Source organism: Streptococcus pseudopneumoniae, assembly GCF_001068775.1.
GTDB classification, from domain to species: domain Bacteria; phylum Bacillota; class Bacilli; order Lactobacillales; family Streptococcaceae; genus Streptococcus; species Streptococcus pseudopneumoniae_N.
In genome coordinates this window covers 1-13,083 of the sequence record NZ_JWAJ01000114.1, presented here as the reverse complement: position 1 = coordinate 13,083, position 13,083 = coordinate 1, and the positions used below count along the sequence as shown (strand labels likewise).

Annotated in this window: 13 protein-coding genes and 1 pseudogene; 4 read left to right on the top strand and 10 right to left on the bottom strand. The window is 40.5% G+C overall.

Annotation, left to right across the window (positions count from 1 at the left end; translation table 11 throughout):
* From ADF68_RS10920 to ADF68_RS06525, 3 genes and pseudogenes are all read left to right on the top strand, one after another.
* A pseudogene (locus ADF68_RS10920) lies at positions 1 to 129 on the top strand (IS110 family transposase); the annotation flags it as partial.
* 992 nt (positions 130 to 1,121) lie between these two features.
* Complete coding sequence (locus ADF68_RS06530) at positions 1,122 to 1,337, top strand: hypothetical protein (protein ID WP_049549122.1); 216 nt, start codon at positions 1,122 to 1,124, stop codon at positions 1,335 to 1,337.
* 81 nt (positions 1,338 to 1,418) lie between these two features.
* A complete protein-coding gene (locus ADF68_RS06525) occupies positions 1,419 to 2,222 on the top strand; it encodes a peptidylprolyl isomerase (protein ID WP_049549121.1) in 804 nt (267 codons plus the stop codon).
* Between the two features lie 53 nt (positions 2,223 to 2,275).
* Here ADF68_RS06525 and abc-f read toward each other — a convergent pair whose 3' ends face one another.
* From abc-f to ADF68_RS06475, 10 genes are all read right to left on the bottom strand, one after another.
* Positions 2,276 to 3,817 carry a ribosomal protection-like ABC-F family protein gene (abc-f, locus tag ADF68_RS06520; RefSeq protein ID WP_049549120.1) on the bottom strand — a complete coding sequence of 514 codons (1,542 nt, stop codon included), beginning with the start codon at positions 3,815 to 3,817 and terminating at the stop codon, positions 2,276 to 2,278.
* 1 nt (position 3,818) lies between these two features.
* Positions 3,819 to 4,292, bottom strand: a complete 474-nt coding sequence (locus ADF68_RS06515; protein WP_049549119.1) for a VanZ family protein — start codon at positions 4,290 to 4,292, stop codon at positions 3,819 to 3,821.
* Position 4,293: 1 nt separating this feature from the next.
* Positions 4,294 to 5,379, bottom strand: coding sequence for a 23S rRNA (adenine(2503)-C(2))-methyltransferase RlmN (gene rlmN, locus ADF68_RS06510; RefSeq protein WP_049549118.1), 1,086 nt, complete (start codon positions 5,377 to 5,379; stop codon positions 4,294 to 4,296).
* 16 nt (positions 5,380 to 5,395) lie between these two features.
* Entirely contained in the window at positions 5,396 to 5,929 is a 534-nt protein-coding gene (locus tag ADF68_RS06505) for a YutD family protein (RefSeq protein WP_049549117.1), read from the bottom strand.
* A 164-nt stretch (positions 5,930 to 6,093) separates the two neighbouring features.
* Positions 6,094 to 6,963 (bottom strand): aquaglyceroporin Gla, encoded by an 870-nt coding sequence (gla, locus tag ADF68_RS06500; protein ID WP_049549116.1) that lies wholly within the window; start codon positions 6,961 to 6,963, stop codon positions 6,094 to 6,096.
* Between the two features lie 158 nt (positions 6,964 to 7,121).
* Entirely contained in the window at positions 7,122 to 8,288 is a 1,167-nt protein-coding gene (locus tag ADF68_RS06495; RefSeq protein WP_049549115.1) for an ATP-grasp domain-containing protein, read from the bottom strand.
* Between the two features lie 12 nt (positions 8,289 to 8,300).
* Positions 8,301 to 9,041: an esterase family protein gene (locus ADF68_RS06490; protein WP_049549114.1), complete on the bottom strand. Its 741-nt coding sequence runs from the start codon at positions 9,039 to 9,041 to the stop codon at positions 8,301 to 8,303.
* A 21-nt stretch (positions 9,042 to 9,062) separates the two neighbouring features.
* Positions 9,063 to 9,887 (bottom strand): alpha/beta hydrolase, encoded by an 825-nt coding sequence (locus tag ADF68_RS06485; protein ID WP_049549113.1) that lies wholly within the window; start codon positions 9,885 to 9,887, stop codon positions 9,063 to 9,065.
* A 135-nt stretch (positions 9,888 to 10,022) separates the two neighbouring features.
* The gene (gene thiI, locus ADF68_RS06480; RefSeq protein WP_049549112.1) at positions 10,023 to 11,237 is read right to left on the bottom strand and encodes a tRNA uracil 4-sulfurtransferase ThiI; all 1,215 of its coding nucleotides are present in this window, start codon (positions 11,235 to 11,237) and stop codon (positions 10,023 to 10,025) included.
* An 8-nt stretch (positions 11,238 to 11,245) separates the two neighbouring features.
* Positions 11,246 to 12,388, bottom strand: coding sequence for a cysteine desulfurase family protein (locus ADF68_RS06475; RefSeq protein ID WP_049549111.1), 1,143 nt, complete (start codon positions 12,386 to 12,388; stop codon positions 11,246 to 11,248).
* A 136-nt stretch (positions 12,389 to 12,524) separates the two neighbouring features.
* Between ADF68_RS06475 and ADF68_RS06470 the strand changes: the two genes are divergently transcribed.
* Positions 12,525 to 12,941 (top strand): DUF6556 family protein, encoded by a 417-nt coding sequence (locus ADF68_RS06470; protein WP_049549110.1) that lies wholly within the window; start codon positions 12,525 to 12,527, stop codon positions 12,939 to 12,941.
* Positions 12,942 to 13,083 lie beyond the last annotated feature (142 nt).

The following is a 13,083-nucleotide window of genomic DNA, read 5'->3' as shown; positions in this document are numbered from 1 at the left end:
AAAAGACAATCGCAGATAACTTCAACTAAGCCACATACGATTGCCTCTATACATCGTCTCATTAGGACAATGTATTATCTTATAATGCATAATAAACTTTACGACTATACTTTAGCACAAAGTCATTAAAGTCGCCTATGCCCTATAATTCTAACACCTTGTTTCAAAAAATGCCAGATAAGGTGTCATTTTTCTATGCTCAAATGTCAGAAAAATGGCTCGAACTATCTCTCAAAAAATTCCCTTCATACATTTTCAGGAATAATGTTGAGTCAGAAACCGTATTATACTTGACAAATGGTAGAAAAAGATGCTCTTTTAAAATATAGTAATTCTTTCGAATTAACGTTTACTAATTGTGATGCTTTACGAGCTTTCTTAAGAACTGGTTTCCTAAATACTTCGAGTACACTTATGGCATTGATGTCCCAAAACATTTAGAAACGCTTGTTGAGAAAGGCTATGCTCTTGTCGAAACTGCTTTTGACTCACTTGACCATCTAAATAGCACCATGAAAAAGAATATCCTGAAGAAGAAGAGAGTTACTGGACTTTCTAAAATGAAGGCTACCGACCTGGATCAAACCCTTCACGACTATTTTTAAGAAGAATTAGCTGATCACTTCTCGATTCGCGGTTATAGACTAACTTCAAAAGGAGAACAGGCACTCAAAGACCATCAAGCAATCATTGACCGCCATCCAAAGAAGAATCTTTAATCAACCAAGACAGGTTGATTGTTTTGAAAACAGTTTCTTAAAAAAATCTAATCAATTCACTTACGAGAAAAAATTTTTTATGATAAACTGATGTCTAATCAAAAAGAAATGGAGACTATAATGCCTAGAAATTTTAAAGAAGCTCTTTTATTTACAACACTAATGTGTTCCATGATGGTACTCGGTATGTCTATTTGGAATCTTTTTATGGTTGGTCAACTTTCACTACATCATTTAGCCCTTGGTTACATTCCTGGTTTTGTCACAGCCTTTTTATTGGATGTCATCCTTGTTGGACCAATCGTTAAGTCAATTGCCTTTCGTATCCTCAAGGATCATCATAAACGCTGGCAGAAAATCATTACAATTTCTGGAGGAATGGCAGTTCTCATGGTCACTTTCATGTCCTTCTATGGACTTTTCTACAATGGCATTGCTATCACATCCAAGACCTATCTAAGTGCCTGGATCGTAAACTTTATTGCAGCTCTTCCTCTAAACTTCCTAATTGTCGGACCAATTGCCCGTTTTATACTAAGTTCTTTTCAGAAACCATTTACTGGGGAAGAAGAAGTTGAAGATTTTCAAGATGATGATGAAATCCCAACTATTATCTAAGCCATTTTTGTAAACTACTAACATTTGAAATCCACTTTCAATTAGGGTACAATGGTAGAAATGATTTTTGAAAGGATTCCCATGAAAAAAATAGTAACACTTCTATTAATCTCAACTTTTGCCCTTGCTGGATGTAGCAGTATCCAACGTAGTCTGCGAGGGGATGACTATGTAGATTCTAGCTTGGCTGCCGAAGAAAGTTCCAAAGCAGCTGCCCAATCTGCCAAGGATCTTAAAGACGCCTTGACAAATGAAAATGCTAATTTCCCGCAACTATCTAAAGAAGTTGCTGAAGACGAGGCTGAAGTCATTCTCCATACAAGTCAAGGAGATATCCGTATCAAACTCTTTCCAAAGCTAGCACCTCTTGCGGTTGAAAATTTCCTAACTCACGCTAAGGAAGGCTACTACAATGGCGTTACCTTCCACCGAGTGATTGATGGCTTTATGGTTCAGACTGGTGATCCAAAAGGAGATGGTACAGGTGGCGAATCCATCTGGCACGATAAGGACAAGACTAAAGACCATGGAACTGGTTTCAAGAGCGAAATCTCTCCATATCTCTATAACATCCGTGGTTCTCTCTCCATGGCTAATACTGGCCAACCAAATTCCAATGGTAGCCAGTTCTTCATCAACCAAAATACAACAGACATTTCTGCCAAACTGCCTACAAGTAGCTATCCAAAGAAAATTATTGAAGCCTACAAAGACGGTGGTAACCCTAGTCTAGACGGTAAGCACCCTGTCTTTGGTCAAGTCATCGATGGTATGGATGTTGTTGACAAGATTGCCAAGGCTGAAAAAGACGAAAAAGATAAACCAACTACTGCTATCACTATCGACAGCATTGAAATTGTTAAGGACTACGATTTTAAATCTTAAAAACCAAAAAATACAGTATCCTCGTTAGGTACTGTATTTCTTTTACTCTCATTTTAAGTTAAGTTGTTAAAATCCCAGATTTGGTCCATCCAGCCTTCATAAAAGTCTGGTTCGTGGCAAACCATAAGGATAGAGCCTTTATATTCTTTCAGAGCACGTTTGAGCTCATCCTTGGCATCCACATCCAAGTGGTTGGTAGGCTCGTCTAGCACCAAAACATTGTTTTCACGATTCATCAAGAGACAGAAACGAACCTTAGCTTGTTCTCCACCTGATAGAACTTGAATCTGGCTTTCGATATGCTTCGTTGTCAAACCACAACGGGCAAGGGCTGCACGAACTTCTGCTTGATTAAGTGCAGGAAAAGCATTCCAGACTGCTTCTAGTGGTGTCTGGCGATTGCCACCTTCCACTTCTTGCTCAAAGTAACCGAGTTCTAGATAGTCCCCACGTTCAACTTCCCCAGCAATTGGCGGGATAATACCCAAAAGAGACTTCAAGAGGGTTGTTTTACCGATACCATTGGCACCGATGATAGCAACCTTCTGATTACGCTCAAAGGTAAGATTTAATGGTTTTGTAAGTGGGCGGTCGTAACCAATCTGCAAGTCCTTGGCTTGGAAGATAAAGCGTCCAGGTGTACGAGCTGGTTTAAAATCAAAGGACGGCTTTGGTTTCTCGCTTTGAAGTTCGATGATATCCATCTTATCCAATTTCTTCTGGCGAGACATGGCCATGTTACGAGTTGCGACACGCGCCTTATTACGGGCTACGAAATCCTTGAGGTCAGCAATTTCCTTCTGTTGACGTTCATAGGCTGCCTCTAGCTGCGATTTCTTCATAGCATAGACTTCTTGGAACTGGTAGTAATCTCCAGAATAACGAGTCAACTGTTGATTTTCAACGTGATATACGATATTGATAACATCATTGAGGAATGGAATATCGTGCGAAATAAGGACAAAGGCATTCTCATAGTTCTGCAGATAACGCTTGAGCCAGTCAATATGCTCAGCATCCAAATAGTTGGTAGGCTCATCCAAAAGCAAGATATCTGGCTTTTCAAGAAGAAGTTTGGCTAAAAGTACCTTGGTTCTTTGTCCACCTGACAAGGCTGTTACATCTGTATCCATCCCATAATCCATAACACCAAGAGCACGCGCGACTTCGTCAATCTTAGCATCCAAGGTATAGAAGTCACGACTTTCCAAACGGTCCTGAAGTTCGCCGACTTCTTCCATTAGGGCATCAATATCAGCGCCCTCTTCTGCCATTTCCATGTAGAGTTCATTGATACGTGCTTCTGCCTTAAATAACTCATCAAAAGCAGTACGAAGGACATCACGCACGGTTTGGCCTTCTTTTAACACAGCGTGCTGGTCAAGGTAGCCTGCAGTCACATATTTAGACCATTCCACCTTACCTTCATCAGGTAACATCTTACCAGTTACGATGCTCATAAAGGTTGATTTTCCTTCACCGTTAGCACCAACTAATCCGATGTGTTCACCTTTAAGGAGACGGAAGGACACGTCTTCAAAAATCGCACGGTCACCAAAACCGTGACTCAAATTTTTAACTTCTAAGATACTCATTTTAATTCCTTATCTTGTGTTTATGTAGTAGTTTATAGAGGATCCAAGCTAGGTAGCCACCCAAAGTGTTGGTCCACAAATCATCAATCTCAAAGACCCGATTAAAATCAAAGAAAAAGTCTAAAGCTAGCTGTGTACACTCGATTCCCAAACTCAATAAAAAGCTAAACAAAATCACTTTCTTCGTTTTTCTTAATTTAGGATTGAGATAGAGAAGCTGGAAAATTAAAGGGAAGAGCAAGAGGACATTTAAGACGTTTTGCAAAAATATCCAAAAGAGCTGTAAAAAGCTGGTTACTTCACCCAGGTTCCACAAAGAGTTAAAAGGCGTCAAAAGAAAAACCAGGCGTCCAAAAGTTTGAATACCTGGAGTTTCCACTCCTGTAGGAAGTTGAGGCTGGGGAGTAAAACAAAAACAGACGATACAAAGACTGTATAACACGATTCCCAGGCTTAGTAATGTTTTTCGATTCATCTTATGGATTTACTTCAGCTACTGCTTTTTGGCGGTCACGCTTCATGGTATTTGAACGCAACTGTCCACAAGCCGCATCGATATCTGTACCATGTTCCTGGCGAACGACACAGTTGACACCTTTTTTCTTGAGTGTATCATAGAAGGCCATGACACGCTCTTTAGGGCTTCGGCTATACTGGTCATGCTCACTAACTGGATTATAAGGAATCAAGTTGACATAGGACAATTTCTTAATGTTCTTAAGCAATTCTGCCAATTCAAGTGCCTGCTCCACTCCATCGTTAACTTCATTTAGCATGATATATTCAAAAGTCACACGACGGTTGGTTGTTTCGATGTAGTACTCGATAGCTGCAAAGAGTTTTTCAATTGGAAAGGCACGGTTAATCTTCATGATGCTTGAACGCAGTTCATTGTTTGGCGCATGAAGAGAAACTGCAAGGTTGACCTGTACGCCTTCATTAGCAAAATCACGAATCTTGTGAGCCAAACCTGAAGTTGATACGGTGATATGGCGAGCACCGATAGCCATTCCCTTGTCATCATTGATGGTACGGATGAAGTTCAAGACATTGTTGTAGTTATCAAATGGTTCTCCGATACCCATGACAACGATATGGCTAACACGCTCATCTTGACCACGCTCGTCAAAATATTTTTGAACCAGCATAATTTGAGCCACAATTTCCCCGTTATTGAGGTCACGTTGCTTCTTGATCAAACCTGATGCACAGAAGGTACAACCGATATTACAGCCGACCTGAGTAGTCACACAGACAGATAAACCATAGTGCTGACGCATTAGTACTGTCTCAATTAACATACCATCAGGCAACTCAAAGAGATATTTAACCGTACCATCAGCAGACTCTTGTACGATACGTTGTTTTAAGGGATTGACCACAAACTGGTCATTGAGCTTAGCAATCAAATCCTTGGAAAGGTTGGTCATTTCTTCAAATGACTGGACACGTTTACGGTAAAGCCATTCCCAGATTTGATCTGCACGGAATTTCTTTTCTCCCTGCTCCAATACCCATTCCTGCATGGTTTGACGTGTTAAACTATAAATCGACGGTTTCATCTTTTCTCCTTATTTTCTAGTCCTTCTTACGGATGACGAAATGACGTTGCCCCTTATCTTCTTTCTGAGATTTTTGGTCTTTTGAACGTCGTCTATTTCTTTTATCTGTATGATTTCTTTTCTTGTTTTGAGAAGGTTTCTTTCCTTTTCGAGAATCTTTTTCTTCCTCTTTTTTGCGCATTTTTTGGTCGAAGGACGCCCGCTTAGGCACTTGGTTTTCTAAGACAAAATAGGCACAACCATAGCTACAGTACTCTAGTAGATAATCCTGCAAGCGACTGATTTTTTCTAAAGACTCTTCAGCGCGTTCATTCTTATAAAAGCCTCGCAAGCGCAACTGTTCATTACTCCAGTCTCCTACGATATAGTCGAACTTAGTCAAAACTTCTGAAAAACGTTGAGTAAAAGCCGTTACATCAAAAGCATCCTTGCTATTTTCAACCAAGGTAAAAGCAAAACCTTCAGCCTCGACCCTAGATCCAGTCACACGAAACTCTGGACCAGGGAATTTATTGTAATTGTATAATTCAGGTGCAATCTCTTTACGCATAATTTTCCTTTTTCAACGATTTCTTAACACTCTATTTTACCATATTTTCGCCACATTTTCACCTTTAGCATTAAAATGAAAAAAGTCTGACGATTTAAGAATCTCTATCCAAAAACTCGACTTTCGTAGACAAGAAAAAACTGGGGTTTCCCAGTTTTGAGTGATTATAGGTAAAGTAATTTGAAAAGTGCTACTGCTGCAATACCAGCTGCAATCGGTGCAACTACTGGTACCCAAGCATACCACCATTTTGAATCACCCTTGTGTTGACCAAGGATTGATTTTGGAAGGAAGGCATGAAGGAGACGTGGTCCAAAGTCACGAGCTGGGTTCAAACCAGGTCCTGTAGGTCCTCCAAGTGAAGTAACCAAAGCCATTACTAGGAAACCAAGTGCCAAGTGAGCAACAGAAAGTCCTGATGCTGTATGAGGCGCTACTTGAGCTTTAATTGCCAAATCAGAGAAGTCAACATTTTGACCAGCTTGAGTTGCCATTTGTTTCATGTATTGGAGGACTTCAGCTCCAAAAAAGTTCTTTGTCAAACCAAGTGCTGCAAAGAAGAGAACGAATGATCCAACGAACTCGTTGATAAAACCGTTAACTGTTGCTGCAAAGCGTGATTCTTTTGTACCGTGGTCCAAACTTGAAATTGTTGAGAAAGTCCCCAAGATATTGTTTGCTTTTTCAGTTTGCAAGTAGTAAGGACGGTGAGTTGCAACAACCAAGGCTTGTCCGAAGATTGCTCCCAAGACTTGTGCAACGATGTATGGTGCTACTTGTGCCCAAGGGAAAAGTCCGCTAACTGCTAGACCAAGAGTGAAGGCTGGGTTGATGTGGTTACCAGAAACATTACCAAACATCAAGGCAGGGATCATAACCCCCATACCGTAACCAACAGCGATAACGAGCCAGCCACTTTGGTGACCTTTCGTACCTTTAAGTTCAACGTTGGCAACTGCACCATTTCCCAAGATGATCAAGATGGCTGTTCCCAAAAATTCAGTGGCATATTTGACTGCCCATGCGAAATCCATTGATAGATTCTCCTTAATATTTTTTAGACAATCCCTATTCTATCAATTTTTAAGCCTTTTAGCAACAGATTTTCTAAAAGAATACTGCGGGAAAACGCTTTTATTTTAGTTCTTAAAAAAAGACCTAACAAACCTAGTTTGTTAAGTCAAAATTTTGATTATTCTTGACGCTGACCAAAGTCCTTAATCATCTGATCCATTTCTTCACGACTTGGTGTCGTTAGCATATAGAGAAAGTCTCCTTGCAATTCAGCAAAGGCTGCTGGCATGATTTTCTTGACCTTGAACTGGTGACCATATTTAGCGAGCAAGTCTTCTTCTGAATAAACATAGTCGGCATTAGCGCGACGAGATGTTGCCAAACAGTATAGTGGTTCGAATTGTGAAGCAGGGAATGGCTCACCCGCAACGATTGCTGCATAGCCCTTGTACAAATCAAAAGAATGGGCATAGTTATAAACATCAATGGTGAAGCCACCTGCTGGACGGTTGTTATACTCAATGGCAATATAATCATCACCTTCACGGAAGAACTCAATATGGAAGAAACGTTCTTTCATGCCAAATTCTTTAACGATTGCCTCACCATACTTGCGCAATTTTGGATCCATATCTTTAAGAACATAATAAGAATTGTCCATCTTGTAAATCATGAGATCAAGCGGTGTATGGGCATAGTCAAAGGTCGTAGAAAAGACGATATTTCCATCTCTATCTACCAAACCATCAAAGGTACAGATTTCACTAGAAGTAACAAATTTTTCAAAGAAATAAACGGTTGAATGGTCCCATTCTGCCTTGAAATGATGGATATCCTCTTCTGTTTCAAGCTTGAAGGTTGCTGCCGCTCCCACTCCATTGTCAGGTTTGGCAATCATAGGAAGGCCAATTTCTTTCACAGCTTTGTCAACATCTGCATCTGTTTCAATGACAGCACCTGGAACCACTGGAACTCCAGCTTTTTTGAAGAGTTTCTTCATTTCAGACTTAAATTTCGTCTTTTTGAGGTCGTCTGGTTTGGCACCAAAGACATTAAATTGTTCACGAAGAGCAGCATCCAACTCTAGCCAGTATTCATTGTGAGATTCGATACGGTCAATTGGACCATGCTTATAAAAGAGAAAGGCAACTGCACGTTTAACTTCATCAATATTTTCAAGATTATCAACACGGAAATACTCAGTCAAGCTATTGCGCAATGGCTCATCTAGTTGTTCATAGGGTTCTTGCCCAATCCCTAGAACGGTGATTCCTTTATTGGCTAGCTCAATACTAAACTGTTGGAAATTTTGTGGGTAATAGGGTGAAATTACAAGATAATTCATAAGCGACTCCTTTTATAGACTCATGTGACCGAGAAAATATGGCATTTGTTTGCGCCACCAATCCCAATCATGGGCGACATCATGTCCCCATTCTGCAAACCAGGCAGGAATTTGTTTTTGGTCAAAGGCTTCTTTTAACTTGTAGTAAGAAGGCAGGCCATCATGCTCCCAAGCACCTAAGCCAGTACAAATCACAATCTCAGCCTGACGGTAACGGTCAATAAACCAACCATCATTTTGATTCCAGATATAATCTACTGGTGAATTTTGATAGATAGCATCATCATTGTAGTAGTCACCTACAAAGAAACGCGCATCATAGACACCACTGAGGGCGATTACCTTGGTAAAGACATCTGGATGCTGAAGGAAAAAATTAAGTGCATGATAGGCTCCCATAGAGCAGCCTGTCGTCATCATGCCGTCGAACCAGCCTGTCTTGTGCTTGATAAAAGGGATAGCTTCTTCAATCACATATCGTTCATAGGCACGGTGCATCTCAGCTTGATCATGACTATTTTTCCAAGTCGCAAGCCAGCTCTCACTATCTACACTTGAAAGGGTAAAGAACTGCACGCGACCTTCTTCAATAAAGGATGCACAAGCATCAATCATTCCAAAATCATAGTATTCATTGTGGCTCCCACCTGAGGAAGCAAAGACAACCACTGGGATACCTGCGTGTCCATAACGGTTGACATACATTTCACGGTTAAGATGACCACTCCAGTGGCTAAGATGTTCAATATGCATATCCTGTCTCCTTTATACTAATTACCAATTTTCTGCAAAAAAACGTAGGCAAGCTGGAAGATTTTCTGACCATGGCACTTCATGGTGAATGGCTCCAGCCTGAACCTTGAGCAAGAGATTTTCCAACTGCACTCCTCCCGCTATCAAATCATGATAATAGCGAAGGGAAGAGTCGATATAGGCCTGCTTAATATTGCCAGCCATGAGGGTCTTATCTGTATCATCAGCTTCTTCCGTTCCAACATAGATAAAGACACGCTGGTCAGGCAATAGTTTTTTTCGCTCGATATAGCGATCAAAGGCCTCTTGGTGAAGCCAGTTAGCTGATGAGAAAACTCCCAAGCACCCAATCTGATCTTGATACTCCAAGCCGATAAACTGGGTAATATTGCCACCAAGTGAAGATCCTATCATAGCAGTGTGTTTACGGTCTGCTTTTGTCCGATAGTTTTCGTCGATAAAGGGTTTGACCACTTCCATGACAAACTCAGCGTACTCGACTCCCTTACCACCAAATTGTTGGCCAGGAATGTTGGACTCTTGGAATTTCCATGCCGCATACTCGTTCATCCGTCCAAGTCCATCATTGTCAATAGCCACAACAATCATACGGCTGATATCTGGATTTCGCTTGATGGCTGGGATAATCTTCCAGGAATGTCCAACGTAAGATTCCTTACTATAAAAGACGTTTTGTCCATCGTGAAAATACACAACTGGGTAGCTTCTATCCGTATCTTTATCATAGTTTTTGGGGAGGAGAACACGTACCCGACGCTCCTTACCTGTGTAGGGAACCACTAATTTATGCTCTCGCATTTTTGGATAAAAATAAGATTGATTCATTGTCAGAAAACTCTCTATATTCAAAATTTTACCTAATTATATCATAAAAATAGAAAAAAAGTCAGTTTCCGTCCAAATTTAGGACAATAAACTAACTTTTTTTACTTATTTTATTTTTTCCTCTGGTTTTTCTGATTAAAGGAGGTCATCAATTAACTCATCAACCGCATCTTTCTCAGCTTGAGGGGTAATTTCAGTAATCATGATTCCTGCTACTGCACGTTCAACCAGACCTTCGACATCCATACGTGTTTCATACTGCTCGGCATTCTTAATCTTTGGATTTGTTTTCGGACGATCGGGTGCAAAAATAGTACAACAATCTTCAAAGGGCTGGATAGAAATTTCAAAGGTATCAATTTCTTGCGCAATGTCAATGATTTCTAGCTTATCCATAGTCACAACTGGACGGATAATCGGTGTATTAGTCACCGCATTGATAGCCTGCATACTCTCCAGGGTTTGGCTTGCCACCTGACCAAGACTTTCACCATTGATGATGACCAAACCATTTCGCACTTCACGGATACGATCTGTAATGCGCATCATAAAGCGGCGAGTCAGAGTCATGAGATAAGCTTCTGGAGCCTTAGCCTTAATCTCTTCTTGAATCTCCGTGAAAGGTACTTCGATAAACTGGATATTGCCACCAAATTTAGTCAATTTACGGGTCAAATCTTGGGCTTTTTTGAGGGCACCTGGACTTGTATATGGTGGACTAGCAAAGTGAACAGCTTCGATATCCACTCCACGTTTTAGAGCTAGATAACCAGCTACTGGTGAGTCAATCCCACCTGACAACATGAGCATGCCTTTCCCAGAAGTTCCAACTGGTAAACCACCCGCACCACGAATGGTCTCATAGGAAAGATAAGCCGCCTCTTCACGAATCTCCACTTGCAGATTGATATCGGGATTTTTCATCTGGGCTTGTACATTGGGAATAGCTTCAAATACTGCACCACCAAGAGTTTGGTTCAACTCACGACTGTCTAACTCAAAGTTGTGGTCGCTTCGCTTGCTTGAGATTTTAAAGGTCATACCTTCCTTGTAGATGTCCTTCATAATCTCTTGGACAGCAGATTTCAGAACTTCTACAGATTTTTCAACCTTGTATACTGGTGAAAAGTTTTGAATCCCGAAAACTTGCTTGAGTGACTCTGCCACTGGTTCATAATCTGCCCCATTCAGATAAGCATGGGCACGATCGCGGTTTGCTGTCACTTTGACTTGAGGATAAATGGACAAAACGTCTGAGATATTATTACGTAGTTTATTGATGAAACGCATCCGGTTTTTACCCTTGGTTGAAAGCTCTCCGTAGCGAATCATAATTTCTGAATACTGCATGAATACTCCTATCTTACTTTTTTAGTTTGATTGTAAATTAATTTTAGTTTGGTCAAAAATTGCTCAACTTGACTCATGTCATTTTCTAGGTCTAGGCTGAGGCGTACTGCTGACTGGGCTTTATCCTTTTCAATCCCCATGGCAATCAGAGTCCCAGCAGGTTTCCCAGCCTTGGACGAGCAAGCTGACGTTGTAGAAATGAAAATATCATAGTCTTCAAAAGCATGAACGATGACTTCCCCACGAACTCCCTTAATCCCAAAGGTCAGAATATGAGGAGCAAAGTCTTCCTCACCTGAAAAGACAAAAATATCTGGATAATCAAGAAGAGCCTGACGAATGACTTCCTTCATCTGACTCGTTTTGTTAGAAAACAATTCCAATCTTTCCATAGCTAGACGCAGTGCTTTGGCTGTTGCTGCAATTCCTGCTACATTCTCAGTTGTTGAACGATAGTCACGCTCTTGGCCACCACCAGTTAAAAGCGGTGTAATTTTCTTGCCAGACTTGATATAGACAAAGCCAACACCACGAACTCCGTGGAATTTATGACTAGAGAAGGTCGCAAAATCCACTCGGTCTGTCAAATACTTTTCTGTTGGTATTTTAGCCAAAGCTTGAACCGCATCAACGTGGAAGGAAATCGTTGGCTTATCAGCTAATAGTTCTGAAATAGCTTCAATAGGCTGGATTGAGCCGATTTCATTGTTGACAACCATGATAGAGATAAGTGTGGTATCAGGTCGTATTAGACTTTTTAATACCTCCAAGTCCACAAAACCTTGCTCATCTACTGGTGCAAAATCCACTTCAAAACCTTGAGTCTTGAGCCAGAGAGCCGACTCCTTGACTGCTGGGTGCTCAATATCAGACACAATAATGTGTTTACCAAATTGCGCTTTTTCAAACGCAACCCCTTTGATAACCCAATTATCCCCTTCAGTCCCACCAGAGTTAAAGAAAATTTCTTCGCTTTTCTTGCCAATCAAATCTGCAATCTGCTGTCGAGAAGCTTCTAAAATTCTGCTAGATTGGTCTCCCAAACGATGGAGACTTGAAGGATTTCCTATAATCTTTGAAGCAACCTGCATATAAGTCTCTAAGGCTTCAGGGTATGGCTTGGTCGTTGACGAATTATCAAAGTAAATCATGGTTTCTCACGCTTTCTAAAATCACTCCTTCTATTGTATCACGAAACAGTTCAGGCGACAAGAAAGGCAATTCAGGTTCATTTAAGTTTTTTTTAAAGATTTTCGGTATAATGAATTTTAGTAAAGGAGAGATATTATGTCTAATTATCGTAGAACATCAAAACCTAAAACGGAACACATCAAAAAAGGATTTACTGTTTTTCAAAAAACGATTGCTACTATCGGTAGTATTCTAGGGCTGATTACTGCAAGCATCACCATTATGAATGCTATGAATAACAACAACAATAATAACTCTAAAAAAGAAACTACGACAACCCAGACAACTGTCATAAAAGAGATTCAAAAGGAATCCCCTCAAGAGAACACTACTCCCAACAAGGATAATACTTCTACAAAGGACAACACACAAGAAGAAACGACAAGTCAATCTAGTAGCAGTGAAGAAAGCAAGAAAGAAGACACTAGCAGTAAACAAGAACAACAAACTGTTCCGTCATCTAGCACCCAAACAACAGATACAAAAACTTCTACTACTAATGGAGCTTCTTAAAAGAACTATCTAACAGCCAGTGATTGAATCGCTGGTTTTTTTAGTAGACTTCCTGCGAAACTAAAATCCTAGTTCACGGTTGATAATGCCAGTAATCAAATTCATTCGTAATCCAAACCGTTTGCGTCGATTTCGATAGGTT

Excerpts from the sequence above, each read along its gene's own strand:
- ADF68_RS06490 (WP_049549114.1), bottom strand. The coding sequence starts at position 9,041 with ATGCATATTGAACATCTTAGCCACTGGAGTGGTCATCTTAACCGTGAA.
- ADF68_RS06505 (WP_049549117.1), bottom strand. The coding sequence starts at position 5,929 with ATGCGTAAAGAGATTGCACCTGAATTATACAATTACAATAAATTCCCT.
- ADF68_RS06495 (WP_049549115.1), bottom strand. The coding sequence starts at position 8,288 with ATGAATTATCTTGTAATTTCACCCTATTACCCACAAAATTTCCAACAG.
- ADF68_RS06470 (WP_049549110.1), top strand. The coding sequence starts at position 12,525 with ATGTCTAATTATCGTAGAACATCAAAACCTAAAACGGAACACATCAAA.
- ADF68_RS06475 (WP_049549111.1), bottom strand. The coding sequence starts at position 12,388 with ATGATTTACTTTGATAATTCGTCAACGACCAAGCCATACCCTGAAGCC.
- ADF68_RS06525 (WP_049549121.1), top strand. The coding sequence starts at position 1,419 with ATGAAAAAAATAGTAACACTTCTATTAATCTCAACTTTTGCCCTTGCT.
- thiI (WP_049549112.1), bottom strand. The coding sequence starts at position 11,237 with ATGCAGTATTCAGAAATTATGATTCGCTACGGAGAGCTTTCAACCAAG.
- ADF68_RS06530 (WP_049549122.1), top strand. The coding sequence starts at position 1,122 with ATGTCCTTCTATGGACTTTTCTACAATGGCATTGCTATCACATCCAAG.
- abc-f (WP_049549120.1), bottom strand. The coding sequence starts at position 3,817 with ATGAGTATCTTAGAAGTTAAAAATTTGAGTCACGGTTTTGGTGACCGT.
- ADF68_RS06485 (WP_049549113.1), bottom strand. The coding sequence starts at position 9,887 with ATGAATCAATCTTATTTTTATCCAAAAATGCGAGAGCATAAATTAGTG.
- gla (WP_049549116.1), bottom strand. The coding sequence starts at position 6,963 with ATGGATTTCGCATGGGCAGTCAAATATGCCACTGAATTTTTGGGAACA.
- ADF68_RS06515 (WP_049549119.1), bottom strand. The coding sequence starts at position 4,292 with ATGAATCGAAAAACATTACTAAGCCTGGGAATCGTGTTATACAGTCTT.
- rlmN (WP_049549118.1), bottom strand. The coding sequence starts at position 5,379 with ATGAAACCGTCGATTTATAGTTTAACACGTCAAACCATGCAGGAATGG.